Below are 16324 nucleotides of genomic sequence, written 5' to 3'. Positions count from 1 at the left end.
ACTATGTGATTTCTCGCATGGCCACTTGTGATGCTGATAATCTTTGTGACTATCAGTCCGTACTCACAAGCACCCACACGAATTGCTTGATTCGATTTGTTAAAGAGCGTTTGGCCAAGAGCGTTTCATCTCAACCGAGGCGCGCATTCTACGCTTTCCTCATTTGCTGTCAAGCATTTATTTTGAAGTTTTTCAAAACCGCTTTCTTTCAAAAGCCTTCAACTTCAACAACTTACGCTTGCCTCGTTGCGTTCAACGCTGCGAGGAGGCGAATAATACGCGCTTTGAAATCAGAGTCAACACCTTGATCTGAAAAAACTTTAGAGGGTCGTCTGCAGCGACCTGGCAACTAAATGCATGCTGCACCGCTCTGTAGAGAATCCCCCCTTGGAGCGTAACGACCATGAGCGATGCGCAGAGCGAAAAGACCCCTGGCCTGTCGGCGGATGAAGAGAAGGAAGTCAGCCATAACCAGCCGCCGCGGGCTGCGGTACTGCACGAGATCATTCGATACCAGGGCGACCAGGAACTGGAGCGCACACTCGCTGCACTCTGGTGGTCTGCCCTTGCCGCCGGCCTGACCATGGGCCTGTCACTGATGGCCATGGGGCTGTTCTATGCGCGGTTGCCCGAAGGCGGGAGCGCCCAGGTCATCGCCAGCATTGGCTACAGCGCCGGCTTTCTTGCGGTGATCCTGGCACGCCAGCAACTCTTTACCGAAAACACCCTCACCGCCGTGCTGCCGGTCATGACCACGCCAAGCCTGGCCAACCTCGGGCGCTTGCTGCGGCTGTGGGGCGTAGTGCTGCTCGGCAACCTGGCGGGCACCTTGCTGGTAGCCTGGGTAATGCTCGAACTGCCGATCTTCGACAGCAAGACCGACGTGGCCTTCCTCGAAGTCGGGCGCAAAGTCATGCAGAACGACATCAGCCAGATGTTCGCCAAAGGCATCGTTTCGGGTTGGATGATCGCCACCATGGTCTGGATGATCCCGTCCATGGAGCATGCCAAGATCTGGATCATCCTCATGATCACCTACCTGATGGCGCTGGGCGACTTCACCCATATCGTCGTGGGTTCGGTGGAAGTGTCCTACCTGGTGTGGGCGGGCGACGAAACCTGGCGCAGCTTCTGGCTGGAGTTCGCCTTGCCGACCCTGGCGGGCAATATCGTAGGCGGCAGTTTCATCTTTGCCCTGATCAGCCATGCTCAGGTGCGCAGCGACAGCGGCAAGCCGCCATCGCAGCTATTAAAGGACGAAGAGCGTCGACAAGGCCGGAATTGAACTCAGCGCGCTGCCAATGCCCGTTCGACCGCCCTGCCCCGCTGATGCGTGGGGTGCGGCTGCCACCAGTTCTGGCCCTCATGGGGAGAGTCGATACTTACCCGTTCGCCCATCTGAGGCGTGCTCAGGCGCACCTGGGCCGCCGCTGCCAGGGCGACAATACGTTCGAACGGCTCCTGCCACCCGTGGATGGATAGGTCGAAGGTGCCGTTATGGATCGGCAGCATCCAGCGCCCGCGCAGATCCAGATGTGCCTGCAGGCTCTGCTCTGGTTGCATGTGCACGTTGGGCCAGGCCACGTTGTAGGCACCGGTCTCGATCAATGTCAGGTCGAACGGCCCGAAGCGCTCGCCGATTTCGGCAAAACCCTTGAAGTAACCGGTATCACCGCTGAAGTAGACCCGCGTCTGGTCGTCTATCAGCACCCAGGAAGCCCACAAGGTGCGGTTGCTGTCGAACAGGCCGCGTCCTGAAAAATGTTGCGCGGGCGTGGCGACGAAACGCACACCCTCGACTTCGGTTTCCTGCCACCAGTCCAGTTGCACGACTTTTGCCGCAGGCACTCCCCATTCGATCAGCAAGTCACCCACCCCGAGCGGCGCCAGAAAGCGCTCGGCACGCAGGGCCAGTCGGCGTATCGCCTGCTCATCCAGATGGTCGAAATGGTCATGGGACAGAATCACCGCCGTCAGCGGCGGCAACTCATCCAGCCCCAGCGGTGGCGCATGAAAGCGTAGCGGCCCGGCCCATTGCACCGGCGAGGCGCGTTCGGCAAACACCGGGTCGGTAATGAAGTAGCGACCGCGCAGCTTGAGCAATACCGTGGAGTGGCCCAGGCGCCACAGGCTGTGGTCCGGCGCATCGAGCACCTGCTGGCGGGTCATCGGCTGCACGCTGATCGCGGTTGCCGGCCGGGTTTCCGGCGGCTTGCGCAGAAAAAGGTACTTGAGGCCGATGCGCAGCTTCTTGAGCACGCCATCCTGCGGCAGGCTGGCCTGGTTGTGAAAACGTCCGTCCCGCTGTGGCGCCGGTTGGTCGCCAGGATTAGCCGTGGGAGCCATGAGCAGCAGCACTCCAAGCAAGAGGAAAGGCTTCATGTTACCCCACTGGGATCACATCAACCGTGAATTGGCTTGTAAGGCCATTTTTCGTCGATGAAACACTGTTCGACAATATTCACGTGAGTTATGCGATAAACGGCACCCCAGCAGAAGAACAACGACCATGATGGACAATCGCAGCGGCAAGGGACTTTCTTTCGTCAAACGCATCTACTTGCCGCGTGTCATCGGCCTGGGGATCGGCCTGTTCAGCGTAGCCGCCGGCGTGGCACCGCTGACGCCGCCAACCTGGGTCTGGGTGCTATTACTGTTCAACGGTCTGCTGTGGCCCCATGTTGCCTATCTATGGGCAACACGTTCGGCAGCCCCTTATCAGGCCGAACAACGCAACCTGCTGCTGGACTCACTGCTGGGTGGCTTCTGGACCGCGGCCATGCACTTCAACCCGCTGCCAACCGTGACCGTGTTGTCGATGATGACCATGAACAACGTGGCCGCAGGCGGCAAGCGCCTGATCGTTCGCGGGGTAATCGCGCAGCTGGCCGGCATGCTGCTGGGTAGCGCGTTGCTGGGCACCGGGCTAGAGCTGAACGCCACGGCGCTGCAGATCTACGCTTGCCTGCCAATGCTGACCCTCTACCCGATGGCACTGGGCTGGGTCTGCTACCGCCTGGCGATCAAGCTGGGAGAGCACAAGCGCCGCCTCAGCGCCCTGAGCCTGACCGACAGCCTGACCGGCCTGCTTAATCATGGAGCCTGGAAAGACCTGCTGCTGCTCAGGTTCCAGGCCTGCCGGCACCAACCCTCCGCGGTCGTGATCGCACTCATCGACATCGATCACTTCAAGACCATCAACGACACCTTCGGCCATGTGGTCGGTGACTGTGTGCTGCGCCAGATGAGCGAGGCGCTCAAGCGCACCCTTCGCGAATCCGATCAAGCCGGGCGTTACGGCGGCGACGAGTTCTGCGTGATCCTGCCCGACGCCAGTGAGGCCCAGGCCTGCCAGGCCATGGAGCGTTTGCGTGAGCACGTCGCCAGCTACCGCAACCCACAGCTGCCGCACCTGCGCATCAGCTTGAGCATCGGCCTGGCGGCTTTCCACGCCGACCTGCAATCCGCCGAGCACTGGCTGGAGCAGGCCGACAAGGCACTGTACAGCGCCAAGCGCCGCGGGCGCGACCAGATCAATTTCGCCCAAGGCGAGGCCACCGCGCTCAGGCTGGCCTATCCTGACTGAGCCTCCTTGCTGATTGCCCGGCTGGGAGTTGCAGTCAACAAGGAGTCGTTTGCGCATGGCCAGGACCGCCAGCCCTCTCCCTCACCTTCACGTCCGTCGTCTGATCGGCTTTTTCTGCGTGGTGTTCGGCGTGGTCTGCCTGATCACCCTCGGCGCACTGTTCAACATCGCGTCCACCCTCGACCAGCAGGAAAAACAACGCAGCGCCTTCCATGCCAGCCAGGCGCTGGAACAACGCCTGCTGGCCTCACGGCAGTTTCTGTCCAGCTATGCAGTGTGGGACGCTGCCTTCGAGCACCTGGCAGGCAAGGTCGACTGGCACTGGGCCTATGAAGAAAAGAACGTCGGCGAATCGCTGTACAGTGCCAGCGGCTACGAAGGTGTGTTCGTGGTCGATGACCAGCACACCCGCTACGCGCTGTTCAAAGGTGCGCCTACCGAGGCAGCAGCGGGCAGTTTCATCGATGCGCCCCTGCCTGAAATCATCGCGGCCGCACGCTCAGCCGCCAGCGCTCGCGGGCAGGTCAACCGTTTTGTCCTGTTCAACAACTGGCCGGCGGTACTCAGTGCTGCCGCCGTGCGCCCGGACAAGGACGTTACCGCAGCAGAGGTGAGCCAGGCACCGGTCATGCTGTTCATCGACCAGCTGACCGAAGCCAAGCTCGCGCACCTGGGCGAAGTGGCTGGCCTTGCGCACATGCATATAGAAAAGAACGAGGAGCCCGAGCCCGGTCGCCAGCAGATTGCCTTGGGCGACACCGGTTATCGCCTGGCCTGGACCAGCCCGGTGCCCGGTCGGCAGCTGCTCTGGGCCGTACTGCCGCCCTTGCTCTGCGCGCTGCTGATACTGGGCTTGGTGATGCTCTACCTGTTTCGTCTGGCATTGCGCAACGCCCGCGTCATCGACCTCAGCCTGCAGCACCTGCAAACGAGCAATCAGGCTCTCGAGGCCAGTGAGCAACGTTTTCGCGCAGTAGCCGAGGCCTGCTCCGACTGGATCTGGGAAACCGACCGACAGCAACGGCTCACCTACCTTTCCCAGCGCTTCGTCAGTGTTACCGGCGACCCGGTCGAGACATGGCTTGGCCAACCCCTCAATCAACTGCTCAGCTGCGAAACCACGCCGTTATCAGCCTGGCTCGATGGGCAGATCGAGGCCGACTCGGAACAACCGGCCAACCTGCGTTGCGCCTACCCCGACCACAACGGCCTGAGCCGCTATTGCCGCATATCGGCACGGGCCATCAAGCTCGACGGCAAGCCCGTCGGCTTTCGCGGTACGGCCAGCGATATCACCGACGAAGTCGAGGCCCACGCGCGCATACAGCACCTGTCGTTGCACGACCCACTGACCGGCCTGGCCAATCGCAACAAGCTGGCCAGGCACCTCGAACAGGCGCTGTTGCGCGGCAGCGACTCATCGCCGCTGACCTTGCTGCTGCTCGACCTGGACAACTTCAAGCCGATCAACGACTCCCTCGGCCATACCGCAGGTGATGCCGTGCTGCAGGAAGTGGCTGCACGCCTGCGCGACACCACACGCGACGTCGACCTGGTGGCGCGCCTGGGCGGTGATGAGTTCGTCCTGGTACTGCAAGGCTTGGATAACCGCAGCGAAATCGACCGCCTCTGCCGGCGCCTGATCGAACTGCTGCAGCAACCCATTGCGTTTGAAAACCAGCAACTGGACATTGGTGTCAGCATCGGCATTGCCCAGACGCGCGAGCCGGGCTTCGATGCTGGCGAGCTGATCCGCTGCGCCGATATCGCCCTGTACCAGGCCAAGGTCGATGGCAAGGGCACTTGGCGCTACTTCGCTGCCGCGATGAACCAGCAGATCCAGTACCGCCGCCAACTGGAAAACGATTTACGCCGCGCCCTGAAGAACAACGAGCTCGTCCTCCACTACCAGCCACGCTATCGCCTGAGCGATTTGCGCATCGTCTCGGTCGAGGCCTTGCTGCGCTGGCAGCACCCGCAGGAAGGCCTGCTCGCGCCGGATACCTTCATCCCGTTGGCCGAGCAAAGCGGCCTGATCGTTGCCCTCGGCCGCTGGGTGCTGAGCGAGGCCTGTCGCAGCGCGCGCGACTGGCCCGCCCCTCTGCTGGTTTCAGTAAACCTGTCACCTGCGCAATTCATGCGCAGTGACGTGGTCGCCGACATGCGCGAAATCCTCTTGCAATCCGGCTTTCCTGCTCAGCGGCTCGAGCTGGAAATTACCGAGAATGTGATGCTCAACAACATCGAAGGCGCCCTCGGCACCATGCTTGCGCTCAAGGAACTGGGCGTGCGGCTGAACATGGATGATTTCGGCACCGGCTATTCCTCGCTGGGCTACCTGCGGACCTACCCGTTCGACAGCATCAAGATCGACAAGCGTTTCATCGCCGGCCTGGCCAACAACACGGGAAGCGACCGCGCCGTGGTACAGGCGATCATCAACCTGGGTGAGGCGATGGGGCTGACAGTGACGGCCGAGGGCGTGGAGACCGAGCAACAATTGCTGGCACTGCAGAACGACCGCTGCCATGAAGTGCAGGGCTATTACCTGAGCCGGCCTCTGGACAAGGCCGGCTTCGAGCGATTGTTGCAACAGGAGCCTGGCTGGGCCGCAAACGCCTCTTGAACCGCGGCTCAGCGCAGCGAGCGCTCAGCCACGATTTCCGGAAGGTCACTGCGCCGAAGGTAGATGCGCAACGGCTCGCCAATGTTCAGCCGGTCGTCCACATGCTGCTCCAGCAACAGTGCCAGACGCTCCCGGCACAGCGCCATGCGCGCGTCCTGTTGCGGCCGCCAGACGAACTCGCTGCAGGGGGTGATGCTGTCATCCGCCACGTCCATGCCGAACGCGTCCTCGGAAAACCGCACGATATGGACGCCGCGCTTGCGATGAAAACCGACAAAGCCATTGAGCTGGTCGGCAGCGCTGCAGATGTCTTGGGAAGTGATGGCCATGACGTAACCTCGCAAATGAACGGAAGTGACGCACGCCAGGCAGGTAACGGTCGCCTCTGATGGGCGACGCGCAGTCGGCAGCCTAGCTCATGTGCTCATCGTTGTGCCAAGGTTTTCGTTGCCCGGCAGCGGGTCGACCTGCGACGCCAGCAACCCGCCCAGCCAGCTCATGAAAGCCTGGACACGGCGTGGTACATGGCGTTGCCGGGCATACAACAAGGACACCGGCATGGCCTGGGCCTGCCAGCCGTGCATGACTTCTACCAACTCGCCGCTTGCCAGGTGATGCGCGACACCCACTGCCGGCACCTGGATCAAACCAAGGCCCGCCAGGCATGCCGCCGAATAGGCCTCGGCGTTATTGACCGTGACCGCGCCGCCCATGGGCTGAAAGCACACCTGGCCACCCTGCACGTATTCAAAACCGGCACTGCGCGCCCCCAGGTTGCGCACATAGTGAACCAGGCAGTGCCCGGCCAGGTCTTCCAGGCGCTGCGGCACCCCGCAACGGGCAAGGTAGGCGGGGCTGGCGCAATTACGCATGCTCAACTGGCCGACAGGCCGCGCCACGACATCCAGGTCGCTCAGCGCACCGATGCGCATCACACAGTCGAACCCTTCGCGCAGCAGGTCAACGTGTCGATCGGTGCAACTGATCTCCACCTCCAGCCTGGGAAACCGTGACAGGAACTGCGGCAAGGCTGGAATGATCACCCGGCGGGCCATCATGGTCGGCATGTCGATCCGCAGGCAGCCGGCCAGTTCGGCATCATCGGCACGGAACAGGCTCTCGATCTCGTCCATGCCCGACAGCAGATCCTTGCTGCGCTCATACAGCAGAACACCGTCCTGGGTCGCCTGGACGCGCCGCGTGGTGCGGTTGAACAGGCGCGTGCCGAGTAATTGCTCAAGCGCCCTGACCTGCTCCGATACCGTCGAGCGTGGCAGGCCCAGGCTGTCTGCCGCCAGGGTGAAGCTGGTCAATTCGCTGACCCGAACAAACGTGCGCAGCAGTTCCAGCTTGTTCATCTTCACCCCGACTGTTCGAAACACACGAACAGTATTTCCGATTCTGCTGGATTTAACAGCCGTAACGCGATCAATAACCTGTCCCTCATCCACCACCCAAGAGGGATACGACATGACTCGCAAGATCGCGCTGATCACTGGCGCCAGCCGTGGCCTGGGCCGCAATGCCGCCGAGCATCTGGCTGCCCGCGATATCGACATCATCGGCACCTATCACAGCAAGGCTGACGAGGCCCAGCAGGTGGCCAAGGTCCTCGAAGCGGCTGGCGCCAAGGCTGTCATGCTGCAACTGGACGTCGGCGACTGCAGCAGCTTCGCCAGCTTTGCCGAACGCCTGGGCACGACCTTGCAGCAACGCTTCGGCCGTGAGCGCTTCGATTTCCTGGTCAACAACGCCGGTATCGGCCTGAATGTGCCGTTCAGCGAAACCACCGAGGCACAATTCGACCAGTTGCTGAACATTCAGCTCAAAGGGCCATTCTTCCTCACCCAACGGCTGCTGCCGTTGCTGGTCGATGGCGGGCGGATCGTCAACGTGTCGTCCGGGCTCGCGCGTTTTGCACTGCCCGGGTATGCCGCCTATGCGGCCATGAAGGGCGCGATGGAGGTATTGACCCGGTATCAGGCCAAGGAACTGGGGGCACGCGGCATTCGGGCCAATATCCTCGCGCCGGGGGCGATCGAGACTGACTTTGGTGGCGGTGTTGTGCGCGACAACCAGCAGGTCAATGATTTCATTGCCGGGAATACTGCGCTGGGGCGGGTCGGGTTACCGGACGATATCGGCGCTGCCATTGCGCTGCTGCTGGATGAAGGCAATGGCTGGATTACCGGGCAGCGGCTGGAAGTGTCGGGCGGGATGTTCCTTTAAGGCCGCAAAGACGGGGCCGCTTTGCGGCCCCCATGGCCTCATCGTTCCGCCTGATGCTCATGCACCTGCACGCTGGCGGTCATTCCCGCGCTCAGGTGCACGTCCTCAGGAATCTGGTCCAGCCTGATCCGTACCGGTATGCGCTGCGCCAGCCGCACCCAGTTGAAGGTCGGTTCCACCACCGGCAGCAGTTGGCTGTCCGGGTTGCTGTTGCTGTCGGTGATACCACGGCTGATGCTTTCCACATGGCCCTGCATGGCATTGCCTGCGCCCATCAGCCAGACCTTGACCTCGTCGCCAACCCGAATGCGCGGCAGCTTGGTCTCCTCGAAATAGGCCTGGATGTAGAACGTCGAATCATCCACCAGGGCCATCACCGATTGGCCGGTATTGACATAGTTGCCCTCGGCCAGGCGCAGGTTGGTGATATGCCCGCTACGCGGCGCCCGCACTTCGCTGCGCGCCAGGTTGATCTTCGCCACCTGCAACTGGGCTTCGGCCTCGTGCAGTTCACCACGGGCTATGGCGGCGTTGATCTGGGCGTTTTCGCGCAGCTCGGCACTGATCGCCTCCGGGCCCAAGGCCGTGCGCCGCGCCGCTTCACGTTCACGCAGGTGCAACTGCTGGGCGCGGGTTTCAGCCACCGCGCTGGCCTGGTCGAAGGCGGCCTGGAAGCGCTCGCGATCAATGCTCATCAACAGGTCGCCCGCCTTGACCTGCTGGTTGTCCTGCACCTTGAGCTCACGCACCCATCCAGACACATCCGGGGCGATCACCACCACATCGGCGCGCACCCTGGCATCACGCGTCCACGGCGTGAGCATGTAGTACTGCCAGAGCTTGAAACCGGCCAGAACGGCAATGGCGACCACGCACAGGGTCACCAGGACACGAACGACAGCACGCATCGAATCACTCCTTACAAAGGCCCCAGCAGGCGAACCACCAGGAACAGCACACAAACGAACAACGCCGTGTCGAACAGCGCTTCATGCCAGATCCAGCGCCCCAACGGTGTGGCCTGCACCAGCAGGCGCAGCACGCCGGTCAGCGCCAGCGCCATCAGCACGTAAATCAGGAACGGGCTGAGCAGCACACCGCCCAGCTCCCACTCACGCAAGCCCATGTTCATCCCCCTGCGAACGGCACCATTTTCCCCAGCTCTTCTGCAACTGCAGCACCGCACCTTGGGCAAGGCGCAACGGGTCACTGGCCGGCGCTCGTTGCAAAGCCGCGATGAACCGCTCGCTGGCCGCATCCAGGCGCTGCTCGCGGCCTACCGCCGGGCCTTTGGCCAGTACCGCTTCGACCTGCTGCAGGTACTCGCGCTCCGCAGCCCCCAACGGCACCTGGGCCACCGCCAGGCACATGCGCAGATGCACCAGTTCGTCACCGATATCCAGCCCATGCAATCCGTCATCCCAACGCTTGCGCTCGGTGGCCGGCAATTCGCTGGCATGCCGGGCCAATTGCATCAGGCGGTCGGCCATGCGCCCGCCAAACCAACTGTCGGCACCGCGCAGATCGCGCCGTGTCAGGCGCACCAGGTCACTCTGGGTCGCGGCGCGCAGGCGCCGGCCAAGCCAGGCCGGGTGGCGGAACACCAGCAGGCGGAACGCCAACACGGCGGCGCCCACGCCCACCAACATGGCCAGGGCGCTGTTGAGCATGGTCGCCACCCCGAAGGTCATGGCATTGAGCGGTGACACCAGGACGATGAAGTGCAGGCAGTAAGAGGTCGCGGTGGCACCGGTACGCGGATGGGCCATGCCCAGCGCACCAAAGAACAGCGGCACGCCCATGCCCAGGCAGAGCATGGCGAAGCTACTCCACTGCGGCAGGATGATCTGCCCGACCAGAAAGGCCGTCGGGATCGCCAGGAAGATGCCGCGCAAGAAGCTCAGACCGATCTGTGCGCCATTCTCGCGGCTGGCGAACAGGCTACAGACCACGCAGGTCAGCACCAGGCCGCCCGGCGCCGACGGCCAGGCAGTGGCCAGCCAGAAGCTGCTCATGACCAGGAAGGCCAGGGCGCTGCGTGAACCGAACAACAAAGCCAGCGACCAGTCGCGGTGCGCCGCCAGGCCCTGGGCGACATCCTTCGGTGCCCTGCCCGCCTCGACATCGTCCAAGGCCTGGGTAGCAGCCATGGCGAAGTCCAGCAACAAGGCCATGCGTGCCAGGCAGAAGTGCTCGGCAGAGCTGATCTGCTCGTCATGCGCGGCGTCCCAGATGCGCTGGCGCAACACCAGCAGGCTCGGCTGATCAGGTTTGACCAGCAGGGCTCGCAGCTCTTCGAGCCAAGGACCGAGGTGCGCGGCTTCGCGCTCGTCCAGCTGCCGCCACTGCCGACGGACCGAGCGTGAAATGCGCAGCAACACCATGAGCTTCTGGCTCAACCCGCGAATGGCCTTGGCCCGCAGCCGGCCGCGTCGTCCCTCGAACCAGGCGTGCTCACGCTGGGTATCGATGGCGACTATACGGCCGAGGCTGTCCAGCAACCCTTTGCGTGCTTCATCTTCGCCGCCGAGCATGGCGCTTGCCGCCTGCAGGCCATTCTGCCAGGCCTGACGAGCCTGCCCGGCGAGCTGCTGCTCGACCCGCATGGGCCAGATCAGCGCACTGCTGGCCGTGGCGCAGAAGATACCCAGGCAGATTTCGGTGCAACGTGCCACCGCCTGGTCGAACACCTGCAAGGGATGACTGATGGCAGGCAAGGCGATGATGGCGGCGGTATAGCCGGCCAGCACGAACGAATAGGCCCAGGCACTGCGCAGCTGTGTGGAGGCCGCCGTGCACAGGGCCAGCCACAATGCCAGGGTGATCAGGAACAACCAGGGGGCCTGGGCGAACAGGCCGATGAACACCACCGACATCAGCGTGCCGACCAAGGTACCCGCCAGCCGCGCCAGGCCCTTCTGCACCACCATCCCGGACAACGGTTGGGCGACGATGAATGCGGTCATCAATGCCCAGGACGGTTGCTCCAGCCCCCAGCGCATGGCCAGCCACAGTGCCAGGCCCGCACCTAGCAGGGTCTTGATGGCGAACTTGATGGCAAGGCTGCTGGGTGCGAAAAGGGCCTGGAAGGTGATGGGCACGTAACGGACCTTGTGGGGGTGTATTGATAAACGATAGACAACCTAGCGAAGGATACTCACGCGACGATTAATTAGCTAGCTAATCATCTTTGACGACAAAAACGCAGGCAAAAAAAAAGGCGACCGAAGTCGCCCTAAATGCCTTGCGTGCTCGTGGATCCGGAAGGTCAGCGTGGCTTGCGCTTCTGTGCGTCCTTCCAGATGAAAATGCCCAGACCGGCAAAGAATGCAAACATCAACCCGACCGTTACCACGCCCGCGATAACCACATTGTCGAAGAACATGCTGGCCTCCCGATTCGTTTGCCGTTGTCCGATGGATGCAAGGTAACGAATACGGCGGCGGGGAAAATTGATCAGAGTCAATGCTGCCCGGGACCGGGCACGCGAGGCGGGTGCAGGTTTGACCTGCGTCAAGTTTCAGCGCTTCTTGGGCTTGCCCTTGGGCTTCTTTTTCTTCGCGGTGGCAAGCGGCATGGCCTGCTCGAACGCCTGGCGCACTTCGTTCAGGCGTTTTTCCTTGAGGTCATGGATGCGCTTGGCGCGCTCGGCATCGAAGTCGATGAGGTTGTCTTGGCTCATGGGTGGGCTCGACGATCTACAGAGACTTGCATGATGAAGCCAGGCGCTGGCCGTGACCAGCCCCGCGTCAGACTTCGATATCGACCAGCAGGCCCTGGCGCGGATGATCACCGATCAATGGCGCCACCGGCACGGTGTTGTCGGCGTTGACTTCATCGCCAGGCACGGCGCTGTAACGCTCCTCATCACCCTTGTTGTTGCGCCGCTGCTGGCGGCGCTGCTCTTCACGCAGCAGCAAGGCTTGCTCCTGGGGATCGCGCTGCTGCTTGAGGTCGATGGCGCTTTCGTTGGACGAAGGCTGCACAGGCACCACCGGCTTGATGTCGGGGGTCTGTTTGACCGGGTCATGTTGCGAGGTCACGGGGGCAGCACTGAGCGGGATGATCGGCGGCAGCATGGAAATTCTCCTGTGCCCACTGTATCGGCCATCCGTTAGCCAGCTTGAGCGTCAAAGGTGAGGACGTGCGGCCACCACAGCCGCACCTTGCAAGTATCGACCGCCGTTACTCGGCTTCATCCTCGGGGTCATCGTCTGCTGGCGGGCTGGCTTCGCTCCAGGGCCGCTTGTAGACCTGTTGCCAGACCGCATCCATGTGCTCACGCAGCACCTGGGGCGCGTTCTTCAACGAAGCGCTGTCTTCACGTTCGCCACCAACCGGCTCTTCACCTGCCGGGGTGATCAGCGACTGGCCAGTGATGGTGTAGGCATTCTGCCCTTCGCGCATCTCGATGGCGATGTCATGCGGGTCGATGCCACCACCACAGAAGGCGTGGCTGGCCACGGTCACTTCGGCGACGCCGTCCTTGTTCAAGTCACTGACATCACTGACATCGGTATAGAAGTCGACATCCAGGTCCAGCCCTGGGCAGGTGGTTTCCTGCTCGATCTGCCAACGCGGCTTGAACGCATCACCCTCGGCGGTGCGACCATACAGGGTGGCCTTCAGCACCACCTTGTCGACCTCCTGCTCGGACTCGGCATCAACTGCCTGGCCATCGCTGCGGCTAAGCACCAGCAGCCCTTCGCCGTCGCGGTCACGGAAATGGACGCTCTTGATCGGCGTCTGCACGCCCAGCACTTCGAGCTGCTCGACGGGGATCGCAGGCAAGGTTTCGAAATTTTTCTGCTCACAGGCGGCCAGCAGCAAGCTACCTATGGCCAGGGAAGTGTGCAACCAGCGGTGCTTGAGCGGCATATCGGTGCGTAGCCCTCGTCAGCAAGACGGTATTCTGCAATGAAACAGCTAGACTCATGGACTTCTGGTCTATGGTCCGCCCGGCCTATCCGTTAACATAGCCGGCTTTTTCATCGCGGGAGTTCAGGCAGTATGGCGCAGCAGTATCAACCGGGGCAACGCTGGATCAGCGACAGTGAAGCGGAGCTTGGCCTGGGGACTATCCTGGCGCAGGATGGCCGCCTGTTGACCGTGCTCTACCCGGCCACTGGCGATACCCGCCAGTATTCCCTGCGCAATGCGCCGCTGACCCGCGTGCGTTTCTCTCCGGGTGACCAGATCACGCACTTCGAAGGCTGGAAGCTGACCGTCCGCGAGGTCGAGGACATCGACGGGCTGATGGTCTACCACGGCCTGGATGGCCAGAACCAGGCGCGCACCCTGCCGGAAACCCAGCTGTCGAACTTCATCCAGTTCCGCCTGGCCAGCGACCGCCTGTTCGCCGGGCAGATCGACCCGCTGTCGTGGTTCAGCCTGCGCTACAACACCCTGCACCACACCAGCAAGCAGATGCAGTCGTCGCTTTGGGGCCTGGGCGGTTGCCGTGCGCAACCGATCGCCCACCAGCTGCACATCGCCCGCGAAGTCGCCGACCGCAGCGCTCCGCGTGTATTGCTGGCCGACGAAGTGGGCCTGGGCAAGACCATCGAAGCCGGCCTGGTGATTCACCGCCAGCTGCTGTCGGGCCGCGCCAGTCGCGTGCTGATCCTGGTCCCGGAAAACCTCCAGCACCAATGGCTGGTGGAAATGCGCCGGCGCTTCAACCTGCAGGTCGCCCTGTTCGACGCCGAGCGCTTCATCGAAAGCGACGCCAGCAACCCGTTCGAGGATGCCCAGTTGGCGCTGGTCGCCCTGGAATGGCTGGTCGATGACGAAAAGGCCCAGGACGCGCTGTTCGCCGCGGGCTGGGACCTGATGGTGGTCGATGAGGCGCATCACCTGGTGTGGCACGAAGATCAGGTCAGCGCTGAGTACGGCCTGGTCGAGCAACTGGCGCAGGTCATCCCAGGCGTGCTGCTGCTGACTGCCACCCCCGAACAGCTCGGCCAGGACAGCCACTTCGCCCGTCTGCGCCTGCTCGACCCTAACCGTTTCCACGACCTCGCGGCGTTCCGCGCCGAGAGTGAAAACTACCGCCCGGTGGCCGAAGCCGTGCAAGAGCTGCTTGAAGAAGGCCGCCTGTCGCCCAAGGCCCATGCCACCATCCAAGGCTTCCTCGGCGCAGAAGGCGAAGCCTTGCTGGCTGCAGTCAACGATGGCGATACCCAGGCCAGTGCCCGCCTGATCCGCGAGCTGCTCGACCGCCACGGCACCGGTCGCGTGCTGTTCCGCAACACCCGTGCGGCGGTCCAGGGCTTCCCCGAGCGCCAGCTGCACCCCTATCCCCTGGCCAACCCCGCGCAATACCAGGACCTGCCCGCCGGCGAACACGCCGAGCTGTACCCGGAGGTGGCCTTCCAGGCCCAGGGTGACGTCAGCGATGACGAACGCTGGTGGCGCTTCGACCCACGGGTCGACTGGCTGATCGACACGCTGAAGATGCTCAAGCGCACCAAGGTCCTGGTGATCTGCGCCCACGCCGAAACCGCCATGGACCTGGAAGACGCCCTGCGCGTGCGCTCCGGTATTCCGGCCACGGTGTTCCACGAAGGCATGAGCATCCTCGAACGCGACCGCGCCGCGGCCTACTTCGCTGACGAAGAGTTCGGCGCCCAGGTGCTGATCTGCTCCGAGATCGGCAGTGAAGGCCGTAACTTCCAGTTCGCCCATCACCTGGTGATGTTCGACCTGCCAGCCCACCCGGACCTGCTCGAACAGCGTATCGGCCGCCTCGACCGGATCGGCCAGAAGCACACCATCGAACTGCACATCCCGTACCTGCAGGACAGCCCGCAGGAGCGCCTGTTCCAGTGGTACCACGAGGGCCTGAACGCCTTCCTCAATACCTGCCCGACCGGCAACGCCCTGCAGCACCAGTTCGGCCCGCGTCTGCTGCCGATGCTCGAAGGCGGCGATGCCAAGGCCTGGACTGCGCTGGTCAGCGAGGCCCGCGCCGAGCGCGAGCGCCTCGAGGCAGAGCTGCACAGCGGCCGTGACCGCCTGCTGGAGCTCAACTCCGGAGGTGCCGGCGAAGGCCAGGCACTGGTCGAGGCGATCCTTGAACAAGACGATCAATTCGCCCTGCCGATCTACATGGAAACCCTGTTCGACGCCTTTGGCATCGACAGCGAAGACCATTCGGAAAACGCCCTCATCCTCAAGCCAAGCGAAAAGATGCTCGACGCCAGCTTCCCGCTGGGCGACGACGAAGGCGTGACCATTACCTACGACCGCGCCCAGGCGCTGTCGCGGGAAGACATGCAGTTCCTGACCTGGGAGCACCCGATGGTGCAGGGCGGCATGGACCTGGTGCTGTCCGGTTCGATGGGCAATACGGCGGTCGCGCTGATCAAGAACAAGGCACTCAAGCCGGGCACCGTGCTGCTCGAACTGCTGTTCGTCAGCGAGGTGGTGGCGCCCCGCAGCCTGCAACTGGGCCGCTACCTGCCGCCAGCAGCACTGCGCTGCCTGCTCGATGCCAACGGCAACGACCTGGCTTCGCGGGTGGCGTTCGAAACCCTCAACGACCAGCTCGAAAGTGTGCCACGGGCCAGCGCCAACAAGTTCGTCCAGGCCCAGCGTGACGTGCTGGCCAAGCGCATCAGCGGCGGTGAAGCCAAGGTCCTGCCAGTGCACGTCGAGCGTGTGGCCGAAGCCCAGCGCCGCCTGGTCGCCGAAGCCGATGAAGAGCTGGCACGCCTGATTGCCCTGCAAGCTGTCAACCCGAGCGTGCGTGACAGCGAGATCGAAGCGCTGCGCAAGCAGCGTGAACAAGGCCTGGCGATGCTCGACAAGGCTGCGCTGCGCCTTGAAGCGATCCGTGTGCTGGTCGCCGGCTGATCGACTTGCCATAGGACTTGGGGGGG

General features: G+C 62.9%; 15 protein-coding genes. 5 read left to right on the top strand and 10 right to left on the bottom strand.

What is annotated here, in order from left to right; all coding sequences use genetic code 11:
• Positions 1 to 403 precede the first annotated feature (403 nt).
• Positions 404 to 1285: a formate/nitrite transporter family protein gene (locus tag L6D64_RS07630; protein ID WP_054886928.1), complete on the top strand. Its 882-nt coding sequence runs from the start codon at positions 404 to 406 to the stop codon at positions 1283 to 1285.
• Positions 1286 to 1287: 2 nt separating this feature from the next.
• On the opposite strand, the gene L6D64_RS07625 is transcribed toward L6D64_RS07630, so the two are convergent.
• Complete coding sequence (locus L6D64_RS07625) at positions 1288 to 2382, bottom strand: MBL fold metallo-hydrolase (RefSeq protein ID WP_176507427.1); 1095 nt, start codon at positions 2380 to 2382, stop codon at positions 1288 to 1290.
• A gap of 130 nt (positions 2383 to 2512) precedes the next feature.
• On the opposite strand from L6D64_RS07625, the gene L6D64_RS07620 reads away from it, so the two are divergent.
• Positions 2513 to 3586, top strand: a complete 1074-nt coding sequence (locus tag L6D64_RS07620) for a diguanylate cyclase (RefSeq protein WP_176507428.1) — start codon at positions 2513 to 2515, stop codon at positions 3584 to 3586.
• A 55-nt stretch (positions 3587 to 3641) separates the two neighbouring features.
• Positions 3642 to 6212: a bifunctional diguanylate cyclase/phosphodiesterase gene (locus L6D64_RS07615; protein WP_176507426.1), complete on the top strand. Its 2571-nt coding sequence runs from the start codon at positions 3642 to 3644 to the stop codon at positions 6210 to 6212.
• A gap of 8 nt (positions 6213 to 6220) precedes the next feature.
• On the opposite strand, the gene L6D64_RS07610 is transcribed toward L6D64_RS07615, so the two are convergent.
• Both L6D64_RS07610 and L6D64_RS07605 read right to left on the bottom strand, forming a co-directional pair.
• Complete coding sequence (locus L6D64_RS07610; RefSeq protein WP_176507425.1) at positions 6221 to 6541, bottom strand: DUF2025 family protein; 321 nt, start codon at positions 6539 to 6541, stop codon at positions 6221 to 6223.
• A gap of 87 nt (positions 6542 to 6628) precedes the next feature.
• Positions 6629 to 7570 carry a LysR family transcriptional regulator gene (locus L6D64_RS07605; RefSeq protein ID WP_176507424.1) on the bottom strand — a complete coding sequence of 314 codons (942 nt, stop codon included), beginning with the start codon at positions 7568 to 7570 and terminating at the stop codon, positions 6629 to 6631.
• A gap of 112 nt (positions 7571 to 7682) precedes the next feature.
• Between L6D64_RS07605 and L6D64_RS07600 the strand changes: the two genes are divergently transcribed.
• Positions 7683 to 8441: an SDR family NAD(P)-dependent oxidoreductase gene (locus L6D64_RS07600; protein WP_176507423.1), complete on the top strand. Its 759-nt coding sequence runs from the start codon at positions 7683 to 7685 to the stop codon at positions 8439 to 8441.
• A 38-nt stretch (positions 8442 to 8479) separates the two neighbouring features.
• Here the strand turns inward: L6D64_RS07600 and L6D64_RS07595 are convergent, their stop codons facing one another.
• From L6D64_RS07595 to L6D64_RS07570, 7 genes are all read right to left on the bottom strand, one after another.
• Positions 8480 to 9349, bottom strand: coding sequence for an efflux RND transporter periplasmic adaptor subunit (locus L6D64_RS07595; RefSeq protein ID WP_176507422.1), 870 nt, complete (start codon positions 9347 to 9349; stop codon positions 8480 to 8482).
• A gap of 11 nt (positions 9350 to 9360) precedes the next feature.
• Positions 9361 to 9567 carry a DUF1656 domain-containing protein gene (locus tag L6D64_RS07590; RefSeq protein ID WP_054886934.1) on the bottom strand — a complete coding sequence of 69 codons (207 nt, stop codon included), beginning with the start codon at positions 9565 to 9567 and terminating at the stop codon, positions 9361 to 9363.
• Entirely contained in the window at positions 9554 to 11542 is a 1989-nt protein-coding gene (locus L6D64_RS07585; RefSeq protein ID WP_176507421.1) for an FUSC family protein, read from the bottom strand. Before L6D64_RS07585 ends, L6D64_RS07590 begins: the two co-directional genes overlap by 14 nt.
• 167 nt (positions 11543 to 11709) lie before the next feature.
• The gene (gene ccoM, locus L6D64_RS28295; RefSeq protein WP_054886936.1) at positions 11710 to 11826 is read right to left on the bottom strand and encodes a cytochrome c oxidase subunit CcoM; all 117 of its coding nucleotides are present in this window, start codon (positions 11824 to 11826) and stop codon (positions 11710 to 11712) included.
• A gap of 135 nt (positions 11827 to 11961) precedes the next feature.
• Positions 11962 to 12123: a hypothetical protein gene (locus tag L6D64_RS07580; RefSeq protein ID WP_165837386.1), complete on the bottom strand. Its 162-nt coding sequence runs from the start codon at positions 12121 to 12123 to the stop codon at positions 11962 to 11964.
• 67 nt (positions 12124 to 12190) lie between these two features.
• Complete coding sequence (locus tag L6D64_RS07575; protein ID WP_176507420.1) at positions 12191 to 12520, bottom strand: aspartate-semialdehyde dehydrogenase; 330 nt, start codon at positions 12518 to 12520, stop codon at positions 12191 to 12193.
• Positions 12521 to 12626: 106 nt separating this feature from the next.
• The gene (locus L6D64_RS07570; protein ID WP_176507419.1) at positions 12627 to 13319 is read right to left on the bottom strand and encodes a M949_RS01915 family surface polysaccharide biosynthesis protein; all 693 of its coding nucleotides are present in this window, start codon (positions 13317 to 13319) and stop codon (positions 12627 to 12629) included.
• A 132-nt stretch (positions 13320 to 13451) separates the two neighbouring features.
• Between L6D64_RS07570 and rapA the strand changes: the two genes are divergently transcribed.
• Complete coding sequence (gene rapA, locus L6D64_RS07565; RefSeq protein ID WP_176507418.1) at positions 13452 to 16298, top strand: RNA polymerase-associated protein RapA; 2847 nt, start codon at positions 13452 to 13454, stop codon at positions 16296 to 16298.
• Positions 16299 to 16324 lie beyond the last annotated feature (26 nt).

The organism is Pseudomonas urethralis (assembly GCF_021602465.1).
In the GTDB taxonomy this organism is placed as follows: Bacteria; Pseudomonadota; Gammaproteobacteria; order Pseudomonadales; family Pseudomonadaceae; genus Aquipseudomonas; species Aquipseudomonas vlassakiae.
This window is presented reverse-complemented; position numbering and strand designations above follow the sequence as displayed.